General features: G+C 65.5%; 11 protein-coding genes. 6 read left to right on the forward strand and 5 right to left on the reverse strand.

Features of this window, described 5'->3' with window-relative positions; translation table 11 throughout:
- Window positions 1–7: 7 nt before the first annotated feature.
- Together BLU67_RS05275 and BLU67_RS05280 are read left to right on the forward strand one after the other, a co-directional pair.
- The gene (locus BLU67_RS05275) at window positions 8–859 is read left to right on the forward strand and encodes a PHP domain-containing protein (RefSeq protein ID WP_092563318.1); all 852 of its coding nucleotides are present in this window, start codon (window positions 8–10) and stop codon (window positions 857–859) included.
- The gene (locus BLU67_RS05280; RefSeq protein ID WP_092563207.1) at window positions 856–1,482 is read left to right on the forward strand and encodes a MarC family protein; all 627 of its coding nucleotides are present in this window, start codon (window positions 856–858) and stop codon (window positions 1,480–1,482) included. The genes BLU67_RS05275 and BLU67_RS05280 overlap by 4 nt, the downstream gene beginning before the upstream one ends.
- Window positions 1,483–1,501: 19 nt before the next feature.
- Here the strand turns inward: BLU67_RS05280 and BLU67_RS05285 are convergent, their stop codons facing one another.
- Both BLU67_RS05285 and BLU67_RS05290 read right to left on the reverse strand, forming a co-directional pair.
- Entirely contained in the window at window positions 1,502–2,479 is a 978-nt protein-coding gene (locus tag BLU67_RS05285; protein WP_092563210.1) for an NAD-dependent epimerase/dehydratase family protein, read from the reverse strand.
- Window positions 2,480–2,504: 25 nt separating this feature from the next.
- On the reverse strand, window positions 2,505–3,524 hold the full coding sequence (locus BLU67_RS05290; protein ID WP_092563213.1) for a hypothetical protein: 1,020 nt from the start codon (window positions 3,522–3,524) through the stop codon (window positions 2,505–2,507).
- A gap of 445 nt (window positions 3,525–3,969) precedes the next feature.
- Here BLU67_RS05290 and BLU67_RS05295 point away from each other — a divergent pair, with 445 nt between their 5' ends.
- Window positions 3,970–7,617, forward strand: a complete 3,648-nt coding sequence (locus BLU67_RS05295) for an nSTAND1 domain-containing NTPase (protein WP_143027343.1) — start codon at window positions 3,970–3,972, stop codon at window positions 7,615–7,617.
- Here BLU67_RS05295 and BLU67_RS05300 read toward each other — a convergent pair.
- Entirely contained in the window at window positions 7,614–9,095 is a 1,482-nt protein-coding gene (locus tag BLU67_RS05300) for a DEAD/DEAH box helicase (protein ID WP_092563219.1), read from the reverse strand. The two genes, BLU67_RS05295 and BLU67_RS05300, sit on opposite strands and share 4 nt — an antisense overlap.
- A 196-nt stretch (window positions 9,096–9,291) precedes the next feature.
- Between BLU67_RS05300 and BLU67_RS05305 the strand changes: the two genes are divergently transcribed.
- Window positions 9,292–9,894 (forward strand): ferritin-like fold-containing protein, encoded by a 603-nt coding sequence (locus BLU67_RS05305; RefSeq protein WP_092563222.1) that lies wholly within the window; start codon window positions 9,292–9,294, stop codon window positions 9,892–9,894.
- Window positions 9,895–9,909: 15 nt separating this feature from the next.
- Here BLU67_RS05305 and BLU67_RS05310 read toward each other — a convergent pair whose 3' ends face one another.
- Entirely contained in the window at window positions 9,910–10,131 is a 222-nt protein-coding gene (locus tag BLU67_RS05310) for a DUF3107 domain-containing protein (RefSeq protein WP_092563225.1), read from the reverse strand.
- 99 nt (window positions 10,132–10,230) lie between these two features.
- On the opposite strand from BLU67_RS05310, the gene BLU67_RS05315 reads away from it, so the two are divergent.
- Both BLU67_RS05315 and BLU67_RS05320 read left to right on the forward strand, forming a co-directional pair.
- Entirely contained in the window at window positions 10,231–13,533 is a 3,303-nt protein-coding gene (locus tag BLU67_RS05315) for a PD-(D/E)XK nuclease family protein (protein ID WP_092563228.1), read from the forward strand.
- Window positions 13,526–17,104: an ATP-dependent DNA helicase gene (locus BLU67_RS05320; protein ID WP_092563231.1), complete on the forward strand. Its 3,579-nt coding sequence runs from the start codon at window positions 13,526–13,528 to the stop codon at window positions 17,102–17,104. Before BLU67_RS05315 ends, BLU67_RS05320 begins: the two co-directional genes overlap by 8 nt.
- Here the strand turns inward: BLU67_RS05320 and BLU67_RS05325 are convergent.
- Window positions 17,101–17,310, reverse strand: a complete 210-nt coding sequence (locus BLU67_RS05325; RefSeq protein WP_222842387.1) for a dihydrofolate reductase family protein — start codon at window positions 17,308–17,310, stop codon at window positions 17,101–17,103. The genes BLU67_RS05320 and BLU67_RS05325 overlap by 4 nt on opposite strands.
- Window positions 17,311–17,331 lie beyond the last annotated feature (21 nt).

A 17,331-nucleotide genomic window follows, 5' to 3' on the forward strand; every position in this document is an offset into this window, starting at 1 on the left:
GTGTGTCGTGACCCTCCGGATAGACCCTCACGCCCACACCTCGCACTCCGATGGCACCGACAGCCCTGCCGGTCTTATGCGAGCGGCCGCAAGCGCCGGGCTCGACATCGTGGGGATCACGGATCACGATACGACCGCCGGCTGGGCGGAAGCCGAGGCCCACGTGGCCGACACCGGTGTCGGCTTGGTGCGGGGAGTCGAGATTTCCTGCCGTGCCGATGGGGTCACCGTCCATCTGCTTGCCTACCTTCATAACCCGGACGATGAGGATCTCGCCGCGATCTTCGCGGCCTCACGCCAGGCTCGAACGAGCAGGGGGCGCTTAATGTGTGAACGCCTGGCACGTGACTTTCCGATCTCCTGGCAGGACATCGTGGCGCATGCGGGTAGAGGAGCGACGATTGGGCGCCCCCACCTTGCCGATGCACTCGTGCGGGCCGGGGTTATCCCGAACCGCTCCGCAGCATTCGAGCGGATCTTGCACCCCTCGTCGCCGTACTACGTCCCCTATGACTCGCCCCACCCCGTGGAGGTAACCGAACTTGTGCGCAATGCCGGGGGAGTGCCTGTCTTCGCCCATCCTCGGGCATACGGGCGGCAACGTCGGATGGTGCCAGTGCCAGTCATCACTGACATGGCAAGGGCAGGACTGTTTGCGTTGGAAGCCGATCATCGGGATCATAGTGACGCTGCCCGCGCAGAGGTGCGGGAGATCGCCGCGGACCTGGGACTGCAGGTCACCGGATCGAGCGACTATCACGGCACCGGCAAGCCCAATCGACTGGGAGAAAATCTCATCGATCCCGCGGTGCTAGTTCGCATGGAGGAAGAGGGATACATGAAGGTGGTGCGTCCGTGAACGCATACGTGGACATCACGCTCTTGATGACCACGTTCCTTACGCTGTTCGTCATTATGGACCCGCCCGGCCTCGTGCCGGTCTATTTGGCCCTCACGTCAACGCAGACCTCCAAACAGCGGAAGAAGGCCGCGTTTCAGGCAACGATCACGAGCCTCGGGGTCATGGCGACCTTCACGGTCTTCGGCCAGTACATTCTGAACTTCCTGCAAATCTCGCTGCCTGCGCTGCAAGTCTCCGGCGGTCTCTTGCTTCTCATCGTCGCCATGGAACTGCTCGCCGGAAAGGATGGCAGTGGGGATGCGGAAGGCGCGACAAAACAAAACGTTGCACTCGTACCGCTTGCTACACCCCTCATGGCGGGACCGGGATCGATCGTCGCGATCATGGTGGCGTGGCAACGTGCCCCCGACGGGATCTCGTCGTGGACGGCTATCGGTATTGCGCTCATCGCCATCCACCTCGTGCTGTGGCTATCAATGAGGTTTGCCGACATCATTCACCGTGTTCTCGGCACGGATGGCACCCTGTTGGTGACACGCCTAGCCGGAATGCTCCTGGCAGCCATCGCCGTAGAGATTCTCGCCTCGGGCATCTTCTCCTACATCGCTGCGCACCAGTAACCGCAACGCATCATTCGGGTTACGCGAGGTCGGCTACGGTATCGGCGATCGTCTCATCAAGCGGGCGTGGCAGGTAGCCAAGTTCGGACGTGGCTTTGGCATGTGAGAATTCGGCCGGCGCGCTAACGACGTCGAGGGAATACCGGGTGAACAACGGCGCCGTTCCGCGCAGCTTGTAATAGGCCTCCGCGAGGTAGGAGGTGGCCTTTGCGAACCACATCGGCAAGACGGAGGGCAGGCGCTTGCGGCCAGTCACGGCTGCAACGCGGGCGGCGAGGTCACTCATCGTCACGAAGTGCCCACTCAACACGTAGCTCTTCGCGGGCTTGGGGTGACGGGCGGCCGCGATGATGCCGGCGACAACGTCGCGAACATCGACGATGTCGTAGCCGCCGGGAACAACGCTTGTAAGCGACCCGGAAATGAGGTCTCGCATCATTCGCGTCAGGTGGCCCTCGCCGGGATCACCCGGTCCGATGAGCCCGGAGGGAAAGAGCACGACGGTTTCTAGCTCGGCTTCTTCTAACACCAACGTCGTGGCGGCGGCTTTTGATTGGGCGTACGCGCCTCGGACGTAGTCGGGGCTGATGGGCGTGGTTTCACTCATCGCTCCCAGGTGCTCGGTCAGTGCGTGGACGCTGCTGATGTATAGGAAGCGGGAGACACCGAGTCGGCGGCATTCGGCAAGAACATTGCGCGTGCCCGCGACATTCGTGGCCCACAATTGCGGGGTGACGCGTGAAGCGATGGAGACGATTCCCGCGCAGTGTACGAGCTTCGTCGCGGGGCCGGCGCCGCGCAGCGCCCGGGCCACCGACTCCGCGTTCGTGACGTCGAGTTCGGCAATCTCGCAATCAACGTCGAGCAGAACTTTGGCTTCGGTGGCGCCAAAAATGCAGGCGCGTACTCGCTCGCCTTGGTCAGCGAGCGTGCGGGTGAGAACGGAGCCGAGGAAACCGCCGGCCCCGGTGATGATCCACGTCGGTGTGGTGTTCATGGTTCCAGTTTTTCACGTCGCGCTATCAGTGTGAATCGATCACGACCGCGTGGTCTCCCGCCTCGACGCTGAGAACGCCATCAGCGCACGTCAGATACCAGGATGTTTGCACGGTTGCGCCCGTGGCGGGGTCGGTGATGAGGTGGCTCGTGCCCTGCGCGAGGGCAGCAAGCTGCCGCTCGCCTTCCTCGGTATTCACGGCGAACCAGAGGTGGGAGCCGCACCAGAGGGGAGTAACGAGGGTATCGATGTTCGTGACAGTCGTGCCTAGGCCCTCGAGCACGCCGGCACCGATATCAGCGGTCTTGTTCATGACGATTGGCCCTTCGGGCGTCGAGAATGCCGCCATCACATCATTCGAGAGGTCCGAGGTATCCGGTTCCGCTCCCGTCACGGTGTGGAGGGAGCGCGAATCGTCCTCGCGCTCAAAGACGGCATAGACACCTTGGGGGCTCGCGGAAATCGAGACGATTCGGCCATCGCCACAGTGTTCGATGCGGCTCTTTTCGTCGGTGCCGACGGCATGGGAGGAAATGCAGCGCTGCCCGTCGCGCACCGCCTCAACGTAGGCGCGGCCGCGATGGATGACGAGGCTCTCGCCGACAAACTGCGAGGCCGGCGCTGGCGAGATCTCACGGCGCTCGATCGAGCCGCCCTCGAGGCGAAACTCTTCCAGAACACCGCCGGGTGGGAAGACATTCTCATCGCGGGACTGGAGCCGAACGGCAACGGGGCCATCGACTCGAACCGTCGCGGTCGCGTGTTCGCCGCCGGGGGCATCGGGTGCGCGCAGGCCCGGGCGCTTGCCACCCGACTCCGTCAGGTAGAGCTCGAAGTCACCATCCGTTTGCACCTGGGTGGCTTCGATCGTGCGACCGGCGCGTACCCAGTCCTGCTCGCCTTTGAGAATCGTCGTGATGGATAGGTCGCGCTCGAGGCCAGTGGTAGGAGTGCGTTTCGGGTCATCGGAACCCGTGCTGGCGGTGCAGCCCGCGAGGGCAAGAACAGCGCAAGCGGCAACGGAAAGAAAACGGCGAATGCTCAAAGCGACCCCCTGCTTAAGAGCGCGGGACACACTATCCCACATCTGTGGGTAACGGTAGCGCACCTCACGTGGACTTTGTGGGCCCGCTCACGATCCAGTCGCCTTCGGTCGAATCGCGGACAGGGTGGGGCGTGAAACGGTGTGTCCGGGACTGTCCGGAGTGTACGGCGGGGGACTTTTGCGCGGGATTGAGGCCAGTCATACGCCGATACTGATCGTAGGGGGCTGCCAGTCCTGCCTTGCACTGATTCGTGCGTGGCAGGGCGCTGGCTCACCGCCCTGGGCCCCGAGCGACCGTGAACACATTGAGGTCACGCGCGGGGAAAAAAGGGAGGGCGGTAGGCCGGCAGGTGTCGGCCGGGGCGGGGTGGTTTAGCCAAATCGGGAGTTCCCGCCCCGGCCGCGAATACCCGCTCTTGGGAGGCAGGCCTCCACAGTGACTAGGATGACGAACGTGACGGAGAGATCGCCTGATTCGGGTACGGGCCCAGCCGATCTCCCTTTTCATTCCCGCGACACGCTTATCTCGCTGCTACGAGAGGCACGTGCTCGCTCGGGATACAGCGTGCGACGACTTGCCGACGCAGTCGAGCTTCCGCCGTCGACCGTGCATGGCTGGCTCACCGGCCGCCACCTGCCCACTCCGCAGTTACGTGACCAATTCGTCGCGGTCCTGGCCGCCCTCGACCTGGCCCACGGTGACCAGGCCGAGGAGTGGCTGTCGGCGCTCGCGCGGATCTCGGGCGACGCATTCGTCGCTAAGCCTGCGCCTTTCGTGGGGCTACGACCGTACGAGGCAACTGATGCCGCCGACTTCGTCGGCCGCGATGACCTCATCGAGCTGTTGGCGCGCCGCATCCGAGAGGCGGGGCCGGGCGAGCCCGTCATCGTGGTCGGCGCATCGGGGTCCGGTAAATCCTCCCTCCTGGGGGCTGGGCTCTTAGGAACTGCCCTCGCCGAGGATGGGGCGCTCGCGGGCTATCAGGGGGTGCGCCGCTACGTCGATGATCTCACCGCCGAGTTGCCGCCTGCCCCGGCGGTCGTCGTCATCGACCAACTCGAAGACCAGATCGTGCGCGGGGATCGGGCGGGAGCCGAGCGTCTCTTTGACTGGGTGTTGAATCTGCCGGCCGGCGTCGTTCCGGTCCTTGCAGTACGTGCGGACGCCTTCGATATCGTCGTGGCCGAACCGCGCTTTGCGGCAGCGCTGCGCTCACCCGTAATCGTCGGTGAACCAACGATCGCCGAATGCCTGGAGATCGCGTTGCGACCGACCGAGCGCGCCGGATACCGGGTCGAGCCCGCGCTGCGGGACGTGCTCGTCGAGGACATTGCGCAGTTTCACCGCACCTCGCATGGCATCCTGCCGCTGCTATCGAATGCGCTCCTCGCCACGTGGGACCGCTGCGATGATGGCATCCTGCGCGTCGCGGATTACCTCGCGATCGGGGGCCTGGGCGGCGGGTTGAACGCGATCGCAGAGGACCTGTATAGCGGTCTCGATGAGGCTCGACAAACGAACGTCAAACACATCTTTTTGTCCCTCCTTGAGATCTCCGGTGAGCAACTGAGCCGGCGCTCCGTGCCGATCGATGACGTGCCCGAGGCGCTGCGCGATGTTGTTGATCTGCTCGTGTCGGCGCGGCTGCTGCACATCGGCGATGGGCGGCTGATGATCAGCCATGAATCGCTCATTCGGCACTGGCTGCGGCTGCGCGAGTGGGTGGAAGACGAGAGCATGTGGCTGCGGTATTTGCAGCAGTTGCGCGCGGCAACGAGCGTCTGGGTCACGGCCGAGCGCGATCCGGAGATGCTCGTGCCCGTCATGGGACTTGCCTGGCAGGAGCGGCTCGAGAAGGACGCCGCGCTCGGCGGGGTCCTCACCCGCGACGAGATGGACTTCGTTGCCGCCTCGGTCAAGCGCGGGCGCGCCCAGCTCGATGCCGAACGCTCGACAAACCGCCGACTGCGCCGCAGCTCGCGCACCGCGTGGGCGACGACGGCGATCGCCGCACTGCTCGCGATTGCGACGACCCTTGCGGCCGTGTGGGCGCAGCAGGCCTCCATCGGTGCCGAAGCGGCCAGTCGCGAGGCGCAATCGCGCCAGCTCGCGCTCGTGGCGACCGACCTGCTGGAGACCGACCGGAATCTCGCCGCGCAGTTTGCCGTCGCCGGGCACGAGCTCGCCGATACGTTGGAATCCCGCTCCGCCGTCATCCGGACGTTCGTCGAACCGATGCCGACTCGCCAGCTCGGATCCTCCGGGACGACGATGGTGGCCGCCACCGCCGATGGGGGCGTAATCGTGACGGCGCGCGGCGATGGCCAGCTGACGATCGCGCGCGATGGCGAGCTTGCGGCGCGCGAGACCGTGACCGTTAGCGACGGTCAACTCTTTGCGCTCCAGGTGCGCGAGCTCGGCGGCCGGATCCTGGCCGCGGTCGGCGGGCAGCGCACCGCATCCCTGTGGGACATCACGTCCGAGCCCCAGCGGCTCGGGGAGTTCGGTGCCGAGAGCGTCGCCTATAGCGCGGTGCTGACCGAGGACCTGCTCGCATTTGGGCTGCTCGATGGAACGGTCGCGCGGATCGATATCTCGGATCCGGCTACTCCGCGTGAGCTTGCGGCCTACGACACGGGCGTCGATGCACCCGTCTACGTTCTCGCGGCAGCTGGCAGGACGCTCGTTTACGGAGCGGGCGATGTCCACATCGAGCGGGACGGCGACCCGCAACGCATCGAGGTCGAGGCGGGTACCGCGCTTTCGGCTGCGCTCAGCGACGACGGCAGCCAGCTGGCGCTCGGCACCTCCAACGGCACGGTGCGGCGCTTCGACCTTGGCGGTAAGACGCAAGAGATGGAACCGCTCACGGGCTTCGGCTCCTACGTCAACGCAGTGACCTACGACAACGATCAAGTCGTCGCTGGCTCCTCCGACGGCAGCGTCGCGGTCTTCGATGCGGCCGGAACCCAGCTCGCGCACCTGCACCATCCCGAACCGGTGACGAGCGTGGCAATGGCTGCCGGTCGAGTGCTCAGCGGCGCGCTCGACGGGGCCGTGCGGTGGTGGCCAGAAGAGATCAGCCCCTTGCTCGATGACCAGCAGATCGTGTTTGCTGGCCCCGCAACACCCGGCTGGGCGATGCTCCTGCCGCGACGCGAGTTGCCCCGACTCTTCAAGGTCTCCAGTTCCGGGCTGCACCCGGTGGCGAGCCTGCAGCTGCCTGACGGGCTCGCGCCCGCAACCGCCGGAGCAATGCCGGCCAGCGCGGAGTTCGTCGTCGGGGCCAGCCAGAGCGGCGAGGTCCTGACCTGGCCGCTCGAAAACGAGAGCGCGGGGCAAGCGGTCGTGAGCAAACTGACGCAGGACCAGCCGAGCCTGCTGGAGGTTTCCGCGTCGGGTGAGTTCCTCCTCGCGAACCGGACGCGTAAATCGGATGTCGTCATCGCTCGTCGCGACGGGCTTTCCTGGCGGGAAGTGGCGACGCTGGACGGCTGGCATCACGTCGCCAGCTTTATCGATGACACCCCGACGTTCGCTACGGCAACCGAGCAGGGGAATGTTGCCATCTGGCGCTGGGACGGCACATCGGTGGTACGCATCGCGTCGATCGAGTGCGATGCCGCGCCGAGCGTCGTGAAGTACTCGCCCTCGCAACACCTGCTGTGGGTCGCAGAAAACGGCGGCGAATTACGCGGATTTCGGGTGACAGGCGGCAGTGTTTCGACCGAACCCGAGGTCCGCTACCGCGCCGCGACCTCGATCCAGGACGTCTCGGCAAGCGAGGACGGCTGGCTCTATGCCGTCGATTCAGAATCCCGCCTCCTGGTGTGGCCGGCGGGAGAGCTCACGAGCGACCCGACCCTGTCGGTGCCACTGGGCTTTCGTGCTATCGGCGTGACCGCAGCTGGCACGGAAATTATCCCCACGGGCATGAGCCCGCGGATGTGGCCGTGGCAGCGTGAACCTGGGGAAGTTCGCCGAGTGGTGTGCGCCGATAGAGGTGAGGCATCACCGCCGCCGAATGGACGCGGCTCGCCCCCGGCATCGAACCCTTTGATCCGTGCCGGGGGCAAGAGACGAACTAGTTAGTCGTTGCTCTCGGTCGGCTTTCCACCGCGCGTGCGGCGCCGCCGACGCGGCTGACCCGAGCGCCGGGACTCGCCACCGCGCGAGCTGGACTGGTTGCGAGAATTGCCGCCACGGCCTCGCTGACGCGAGCCGCCACGCGGCGTGCGCTTGCCGGTTTCCCCGAGGTCTTCCAGCTTCTCAGCCTCCAGGCCTGCGCGGGTGCGCTCGGAGCGCGGCAGCACGCCGGTGACGTCGGTTGGAATATTGAGGTCGGTGTAGAGGTGTTCGGAGGTGTGGTAGGTCTCGATCGGGTTGCCCGCGTTGAATCCGAGCGCCTTATCGATGAGCATCCAGCGGTGGGTATCGTCCCAGTCCACGAAGGAAACCGCCGTGCCCGCCTTGCCGGCGCGGCCAGTGCGGCCAATGCGGTGGAGATAGATTTTCTCGTCCTCGGGGCACTGGTAGTTCACGACGTGGGTGACATCGTCGACGTCAATTCCGCGAGCGGCGACGTCGGTTGCGACCAGGACATCGACCTTGCCGGAACGGAACGCGCGAAGCGCTTGCTCACGTGCACCCTGGCCCAGATCACCGTGAAGGGGGGCCGCAGCGAAACCGCGATCCGTGAGTTCGTCAGCCACCTTCGCGGCGGTGCGCTTCGTGCGCGTGAAGACAATGGTCAGACCGCGACCCTCAGCCTGCAGAATGCGCGAGAGCATCTCGACCTTGTTCATCGCGTGAGCCCGGTAGACGGCCTGCGTCACGGCGCGGACGGTCGCTGACTCATCGCGCGGATCCTGGGCGCGAATGTGGGTCGGTCGCGACATGTAGCGGCGAGCCATGGCGATGACTGCGCCGGGCATCGTGGCCGAGAACAGCATCGTGTGGCGCCCACCCGGGGTGGCGGCGAGCAGCGCTTCGACATCGGGCAGGAATCCCAGGTCGAGCATCTCGTCGGCCTCATCCAGGACGACCGTGCGTGCCTGCTTCAGATTCAGCACCTTGCGGTTCAACAGGTCGAGCATCCGGCCGGGGGTGCCCACCACAACCTCACACCCGCGCTTGAGCGCGTCGATCTGTGGTTCAAAAGCGCGCCCGCCATAAATCTGGACGACGCGGGCACCGAGTTTAGCGCCGGCGTTTTCTAGGTCTCGCGCCACCTGGACTGCCAGCTCGCGAGTCGGCACGATGACGAGTGCTTGCGGATCAGCCTTCTCCCCGACCTTGGATAGATCGAGGCGGTTGAGCAACGGGAGACCAAAGCCGAGGGTCTTACCCGTACCGGTCTTGGCCTGGCCGATGATGTCGTGGCCGTCCAGGGCGACCGGCAGGGTCAGCGCCTGGATGGGGAAGGGAGTTTCGATGCCCTGGTCGGCAAGGGCCTCGATGATCTCCTCTTTCAGGTCGAAATCGGAGAACTTAACAGAAACGGAGTCGGCAGGGGAGGAGTATTCCACGGGAATCTCGCCCACCTGGACAATGCCAGTTGGCTCGGTCATATCAATCCTTGGGATCGGCGGTAGAACGGCAGCCGATCGCACAATGTCAACAGCCCAACGAGTGTGGGCACTCCGATTCAGCGGAGGTAGTTCGAAAAGGTTCCAACGACCGGTCAGCCTCGAACGGTCCCTACTGTACTAGTCCTCACGGACAAAAGCCGGACACCGTGGCACACCTGACACGTAAGCTTAAGGAGTGTCTAGCCAAGCCCCCTCGTCGTCCACGATCCGCACCGACCTCATCGGTACCGCACTCCTGACGGCCTTCCACCAGCTCTCCGATGACTCCGCGCACGCCCCGGCAACGCGCGATCGCCTCATCCTTGCCAAGCTCGCGGCGCGCGAAGTCGACACGCTGGAGGGTTTCGAGTTCTCCACCGAATCCGAGCACACGCGGCGCGCAGAAGCGGCAATCGCAGATTTCCATCGCCGTACCCGACCGCAAGATTGGTATGAGCGGTTGGTGAAAACCTACGTGTCGTTCAATCTCGTGCAGGACTTTTTGGCGGGAGTTGCCTCAAGCGAGTCCGAGGTGGACGCCCGAATTCGCCAGCACCTGGCATCGAAAGACCACGTGCACTACGTTTTGCAGGCGCTGCGGGAAGCACTGCAGGCTGACCAGCAACTCACCGCGCGGCTATCCCTGTGGGGCAGGCGTGTCATGGGCGAAACGCTGGCGGTCGTGCGGCACCTCGTCGATTCCACGCCCGGCCTCGTCGATGGGGATGTACCGGCCGCCATGTCAGAGCTGACCCGAGCGCACTCAGAGCGAATGTCTGCGCTAGGGCTCGCGGCCTAGCGCAGCGGTCATCTTTTAGAGCGAGAACCCGACGCGGCGCTGTTCGCCGGTGCCGATGATGGCGTAGGCCAGACGCTCCGCGGGAATCACGAGAGTACGACCGCGGTTATCTTCCAGCTTGATGGGGGCGCCGTCGGCGAGAGCCTTATCGACCAGTGCCGTGATCTCGTTGTGCGGCTTGTCCACATCGACCGTGATCTCGCGCTGCACGTGGGTCATGCCAAATGTGACGTCCATGGTAAAAAACCTCGATATCGATAGGGAAACAACGAACTGATTCCCAGTCTAGCCACGGCCCGCCGCCCACGTGTCGGTGGTATCTGGTGAGATGGAGGCATGACCGCGACAACCGTCCGAATCATCGACAACCCGCCTCACTACGCTGCGCTAACAGCTGAAAAGCTCACGGACGCGCAAGCGAGTTTCGTCTCGAGCCGGCAGCCCATCACGCTCGCCGTGGGTGGCCCCGGCACGGGTAAGACGGCTGCGGTCATTGCCAAAGCACACGTCGAACTTGCGGCAGGCTCCCGCGTCATCGTTCTTGGTCGTGGCCGGCTCGCGGCCGACGCGCTGCACGCCGAGCTCCGCGCGCGGCTGGGCGAACAGACGCCGATGCGGACGGCCTACACCGCGTCCTCACTTGCCTATGCGCTGCTTGCCGCCTCGGCCGAAGAGGGGATCACTGGAGAGGTGCGGCCCGCTCCCCGGATGGTGACGGGCGCGGACGCCGATGCCGTCCTTGCTGAGCTCATTGGGCACGTCATTGATGCGGGACCTGAGTCCGCAGATAACGCCGTGATTTTCCAGGCGCTTACGCAGGCCGGGTTGCCGGCCGAAGCAATTGAGGTTGATCGCTTTCGACACGAACTTCGCGATGCCATCATGCGCGCCCAGGAGTACGACCGCGGTCCAGAGGACATCGCCGAGCTTGCCGAGCGCTACGAGGTTCCGGCCTGGCGGATCGTCGCCGAGTTCTTCACCCGCTACGAGCAGATCCAAGCCCTTGCCGCAGGAGCGGAGGATCAAAGCGAGCGGCTCGATGTCTCCGCCCTCGTGGCCGCTGCGGCAGGAGACGTAGCACGCTGGCCAGCGGGTAGTGAGCACCTGCCGGACCTCGTCATCGTGGATGACGCTCACGAACTCACCCACGCCGGATTCTCGCTTATTGATGCGCTCGCGTCCCGCGGTGTCCGCATCGCTCTCGTGGCGAACCCCGATCAATCGGTCGAGACCTTCCGCGGTGCGCAGCCCGAGGCGATCGCCCGCTATGCGCCTGCCATCGCGTTCGAAACATCTTTCATTCATCCCAAGCCGCGGCTCGACATCCTGTCCGATCTCGCCAGCCGATTGCCAACGGCTGGGCTGACCGCGCAGCGCCATCTACAGCCGACGACGGCTGACGGCTCGGCACCGCTCGCGCACATCCTTCCTACCCTTGCCCAAGAGGAACACCACGTCGCCAACCTTGTTCGCGCCTTCAACCTCACGGGAAACGTCGACAAGCTGGGTGGTTACGACGCACCGATCGAGGCAGCTGCACGCATTGCTTTTCGCGACATCGCGGTCATCACCCGGTCCAGTGCCGATGTCGGCAGGTTCTCTCGCGCCCTGCGCCACGCCGGCATCCCCGTACGACGCTCCTCTCCGGAAGTCCTTTTGACCGATGAGCCAGCCGTCCGACCGCTGATCGCCGCCACCCGTATCGCGATCGACTATGACCGGATCGTGAGCGACGTCATTCGGCCGGGGCTGCGCGGCGGCGCGAGCGATGTCCGGATGCTCGAATCGGAGGAATATCTCGACGAGGTCGATGCGCTCTACGCGCGTACCCGGGACCTCTTGGCCTCCCCGCTCATCGGAACCGATCCCGTCGATATCCGGCGGCTGACTCGCTTCGTTGGCACCGAGGGCGACCCCGCCGAGCGGCCACTGGCAGGAAGTGCCCAACTGCGCACCAAACTGCGCTTCATCGAAGCCTGCCTCATGCCTGTCGCAGCCGAAGTGCTACCCGAGGATATCCGCAGGGGACCGGCACGGGCCGCAGCCATGATCACCGCCGCGGTGCCGGCCGCTCGCGAGGGCCAGCCCGCCCAGAGCGTGCTGTGGAAGGCCTGGCATGCGGCCGGACTCGCCGAAACCTGGCGGGAGCAGGCCCTCAGCGGCGGGAGCGAGGCAGCAACAGCCGACCACAACCTCGATGCCCTCATGGCGCTATTCGATATGGCCAGTACCCATGCCGAACGCAACGTGGGCGCAAGTGCGACGGTCTTCCTCGACGATCTCGAACGCCAGGACATCGCCTCGGACACCCTGGCCGATCACGGCCAGGTCTACGACGGCGTCGCCGTCATGACCGTCGGTCAGGCCGCCGGGAGGCACTGGCCGGTCGTCATCGTTCCCGGCGTCTACGACGGCGCCTGGCCCGATACCCGGATTCGCGACACGACGGTACGCTGGCAGGCCCTCGTCGACGTGTTTGCTGGCCGCAGTGAACCTGGCGCCAACCTCGGTCAGGAAACCTCTGAAACCTATGCCGCGGCTCGGCGTGAAACCGTCGCCGGCGAAATGAGGATGTTCTTGGCGGCCTGCGCCTGCGCCACCGAACACCTCATCGTGACGAGCGTCGATGACGGCGAAACCCTGCCCTCCATCCTCGTGCCGATCATCGACCCCCAGCCGACGTATTCCTACGCCCGCCGCCAACTCTCGGCCCGGGGAGCCGTCGCCGCGCTGCGCGCCGCGCTAGAAAACCCGGCGACCCCTGCTACTGACCTGCCCGCACTTGCTGCTCGGCTCGCTGAACTTGCAGAGCTCGGGGTACCGGGCGCAGATCCGGCGAGCTGGCCTGGACTGTGGCAGCCCACATCGGATGCCGACATCTTGCCGGAATCGAGCGAGGGATACCTCGGCCCGTCGGGCCTAGAATCCTTACTCACGTGCCCGCTCAAGCACTTTTTGGAGTCCTGTCGCGCCACTGACGAGCCCGGCCTTCACCTGCACGTTGGCACCCTCATCCACGCGCTTGCGGAGGAATTCGCCACGAGCGAGCTGCCACTGGGAGAACTCACAGCCGCGATGCACACGCGCCTCGATGAACTCTTTTCCGAACTCCCACTGCCGCGCCGTAGCGGCTGGCTCGTGCGGGCTCTGAAACAGACCGTGGACTACATGACCGATAACCTGGCCCGTTACCTCGATGAGCACCGCGGCGAAGCGCTTACCGAATTCCCGTTCCGCATCACCGAGCACGGCCTGCGCATCTCCGGGCGTATCGACCGCATCGAGCTAAGCGAGACCGGCGATCGCATCGTCGACTTCAAAACCTCGAGATCCCCGCTGGTTAAGAAAGCCGCGGCCGTGAACCCACAGCTCGCGCTCTACCAGCACGGCTACCAGCAAACAGGCCGCGACGTTGCCACGGCAGTGCTCGTCTACCCCCGCGACCTCACTAGGGGGAAACCCACCGAGCGCTTCCAGCCGCCGCTGAAGGACACGGCTATCGATATCGACGCCCTGCTCACTGCCGCGCGCGGCTTCATCGCGCGCGGGGAGAAGAAAGCTTTCGTCAACGAGGGCTGTTCCCGCTGCCCGGTCAAACGATCCTGCCCCGCGCAGGTGGAAGGAACCCGCGTTGTCTGACCGCATCTCCAAACCTGGCTCCGTAGCCGCGCTCGCCCGTCAACTTGGCCAAAAGTTCGCCCCGACGCCCGAGCAGGAACGCGTCATCGACTACCCGCTCGCACCCCTGCTCGTCGTGGCCGGTGCCGGCTCGGGAAAAACCACGACGATGGCGATGCGCGTCGCCCATCTCGTCCACGAGGGGGCGGTACGCGCCGATCAGGTCCTCGGCCTCACCTTCACTCGCAAGGCGACGAGCCAACTGTCGCGCAACGTGCGTGGCCTACTCGCAAAACTCGAGCACGCCACCCTGATTGAGCAGCCCGAGATCGCCACCTACAACTCCTTCGCGGGTGCTGTCGCGCGAGATTTTTCGTTGCGGCTCGGAGAAAACCCCGACGCCCAACTCATCACCGACGGCCACGCCTCCCAGATCATGATCGACATCGTCGAGGCCGCCGGCGGCGATTATTCCCTGTTCGATAAGTCTGTCGAATCCATCGCCGGTAACGCACGGTCGCTCGCCGCCCAGATTCGGGACAACCTCATGACGCCCGAGCAGGCCCGCACAGGCCTCGTGAGCTATGCCCACGCCTGCGCGGAACTCTTCGCACCCAAGAAGCAGGCGGCCAAGATCCACACCGAGCTCGACCACGCTGTGCAACGCCGCCTGCCCGACGAAGTGCGCGAGCTCCTCAAACGCGCCCAGAGCCTCGAGACATGCGGCGCCACATTCCTGCGCGATCAGGCCAAACGGCTCCTACTGATCGATTTCGTCGCGGAATACGACAAACGCAAGAAGGATCTCGGCGTCATCGAGTTCGCGGACCAAACCGCCATCGCCGCAGCTGTCGCCGAGATTCCCGACGTCCAACGCATCATGCGCGAGCGCTACCGGCTTGTGCTCCTCGACGAATTCCAAGACACCTCCGTGCCGCAGCTTGAGTTCCTGCTGCGCCTGTTCGGCCCCGATCACCCCATCACGGCGGTGGGGGACCCGAACCAAGCGATCTACGGCTGGCGCGGCGCAAGCGCCCAGGCCCTCGCAGATTTCCAGCAGCGGTTTTCCACCACCCCGCCGGTGACGACGCTGCCGCTGAACACCTCGTTTCGAAACGACCGCGAGATTCTCTCCCTGGCAAACCACGTCGCTATCCCGCTGCAACTCTCCACGGGAGAGGTCACCGTCCCATCCCTCGCGGCCGCCGACCACGCCGACGATGGCCAAATAGCCGTCAGCCTCGCCCCGGATATCGGCAGCGAAGGCGAGCAGATCGTGCGCACCGTCAACGCCCTGTGGCAGCCCGGCAAAGGCGAGACGATCGCCGTGCTCTGCCGCACCCGCCGCCACCTGGGTACCGTTGCCATGGCACTCGCCGAAGCCGATATCCCGCACGAGGTCGTGGGCCTCTCGGGCCTGCTGTCCACGCCCGAAGTCGCGGACCTGCGGGCACTGCTCGACGTTGCCGCCGACGCCTCCCGCGGCGAAGCCGCCGGGCGCCTGCTCACCCGAGCACGTCTCGGCACCGCCGACATTCACGTCCTATCGAGCTGGGCACATGAACTCGATGAACGGGAGAAACAGCGGGCAATCGCTGCCGGCGGTGCGGATCAGCGCCCGCTCGCCACCACTCTTGTCGAGGTGCTGAACTCGCTACCACCGGAGTCCTTCACGACGCCCGAGGGCCATCGGCTCTCCGAGACCGCCCGTGCCCGCCTCTTCGAGCTGGGGGAGGCCATCCGAACTGTCCGCGGCGCCACCGGCTCGCACCTGGAAGACCTCGTCGCCACGGCCGAGCGGGCCCTTCGCCTCGATATTGACCTCCTTGCCCGCCCCGGTGCGCCCGGCCTTTCTGCCCGGCGCAATCTCGATCGCTTCCGCCAGGTGGCTCGCTCCTTCGTGGCCGTCTTACCGGAGGACTCCACACTCGCCGCCTTCCTGTCCTGGCTACGGGTGGCCGACGCCGAGGAACGAGGGCTCGACCAGGAAGCCGAGGTCATCGTCGAGGACGCCGCGCAAAGCGAAGGCACGGAGCACCTCGCCGTCCAACTCATGACGATGCACGCCGCCAAGGGACTCGAATTCGACCACGTAATCGTCGCGGGGCTCGCCGAAGGCACCTTTCCCTCCCACCAGGCCAAGAATGGCCAATATGACGTCAACGGCAGGTCCTGGCTCACCGATGCCGCGGCGCTACCGTGGCGGCTTCGCAAGGATCACGACTCGCTGCCCGAGTTCACGGGCGAGGTCAACTCCGTCACTCCCGCACAGAGTGATGACACCCCGATGGGAGCTTTCCTTGCCGAGGAAGGCAGCAAACGCCTGGGCGGATTCAAGAAGGCCGCCGGCGCCTACCAACTGCAAGAAGAACGCCGCCTCGCCTATGTTGCCTTCACCCGCGCCAAGCACACGCTAACGCTCACCAGCTCCTGGCGGCATGGCGGCACCGCAAAGAAATACCCCTCGCGCTTCTTGCGCGAAGCGCTGCCGGCCGACCACCCCCTGCTTGCGTCCTCCGACGACGGGGATAACCCCGGAGCCATCGTCTCCGAGTGGCTCACGGTATGCACCGCGACGCGCGCCCTTCCCGGCGCCGCGTGGTGGACGGCCGGCTCCACCGACACGGGCTTTGGAACATTGAACCGCCTGAGCGGACGCTACGGTGAGCTCGAGCTTCAGATTGTTGCGGAAGAGCCAGAGGACGAGCCGGACGAGAGCCGCGAGTTGACCGACGACACCGACGCGCCAAGCTACCCCGCCACCGACGTCGCCCTCCATCGCCGGCCTCATCTGCAGCGCGCCGCAGCGGCCGTGCGCGCCGCGCCGCAGCGCGCGGATGCGCCCGCACCGTCACCGGCCAGTGCTCGCCTTATTGCGGAAGCCGATCTCCTCCTTGCCGATCTCGCGGCCCGCCGCAGCGCGCCCGAGATCCTCATCGAGGCACCGGGGCGGCTCTCTGCCACCCAGGTCGGTGAGGTGAGTGATGACGCCGCGGGCTACCTCACCTATCTGCGCCGGCCCCTGCCTACGCCGCCGAGCACGGTGGCGCGCCTCGGCACCGAGTTCCACCGCTGGGTGCAGGACTACTACACGGGCGAGAGCGAGCTCGCGCTCGATCTCGACGCCGCCACCGAACCCGCCCCGCCACAACTAGCTGCCTGGCGCGAGACGTTCCTCGCCTCCCGCTTCGCCGCCATGCAGCCCATCATCGTTGAGGAGGCGATGGCGCTCACGCTGCCCGTGGGCGGCAGGTCGATCCAGATCCACTGCAAGATCGATGCGGCCTTCGACACGAGCGACGGCATCCTTATCGTCGACTGGAAGACGGGCCGGCCGCCGCGCGATGAGCAAACCCTCGCCGTCAGATCGCTGCAGCTGCAGATCTACCGCTACGCCCTGGCCGCTAGCCGCGGCATCGATCCGGAGCGCATCACCGCATGCTTCTACTACGTCGGCTCCAACCAGGAAATCCGCGGCATACCTCTCACACGTGATGACATCGCCGAGCGCCTGGCCGTCCTCGATCCGGTCGGCCGCAGCGAGGCCCTCGGCAGCGAACTCCTCGGTACCGAACGCGGCGAAACCAGCTAGATGCGGCGGCACAGCTCGTAGGTGAACTCCGCGATCTGGCCATCGAAGACCTGATGAGAGACGAGACGCAGATCCAGGTCCGGTGCGCCAGCAAACACCGGTGCACTGCCCGTCTGCCCGCTCACAACGGGAAAGACGGTGACCTGAATCCGATCGACGAGCCCCGCCGCCAACAATTCCCGGTTCGAAGCCTGCGTCGCGTTCACGGCGGAGGGGATTACGGTCGA

This window comes from Bowdeniella nasicola (genome assembly GCF_900107735.1).
Lineage (GTDB): Bacteria > Actinomycetota > Actinomycetes > Actinomycetales > Actinomycetaceae > Bowdeniella > Bowdeniella massiliensis.

What these genes read in the sequence shown, in the direction of transcription:
- BLU67_RS05300 (WP_092563219.1), bottom strand. Translation starts at nt 9,095, where the DNA reads ATGACCGAGCCAACTGGCATTGTCCAGGTGGGCGAGATTCCCGTGGAA.
- BLU67_RS05315 (WP_092563228.1), top strand. Translation starts at nt 10,231, where the DNA reads ATGACCGCGACAACCGTCCGAATCATCGACAACCCGCCTCACTACGCT.
- BLU67_RS05285 (WP_092563210.1), bottom strand. Translation starts at nt 2,479, where the DNA reads ATGAACACCACACCGACGTGGATCATCACCGGGGCCGGCGGTTTCCTC.
- BLU67_RS05295 (WP_143027343.1), top strand. Translation starts at nt 3,970, where the DNA reads ATGACGAACGTGACGGAGAGATCGCCTGATTCGGGTACGGGCCCAGCC.
- BLU67_RS05310 (WP_092563225.1), bottom strand. Translation starts at nt 10,131, where the DNA reads ATGGACGTCACATTTGGCATGACCCACGTGCAGCGCGAGATCACGGTC.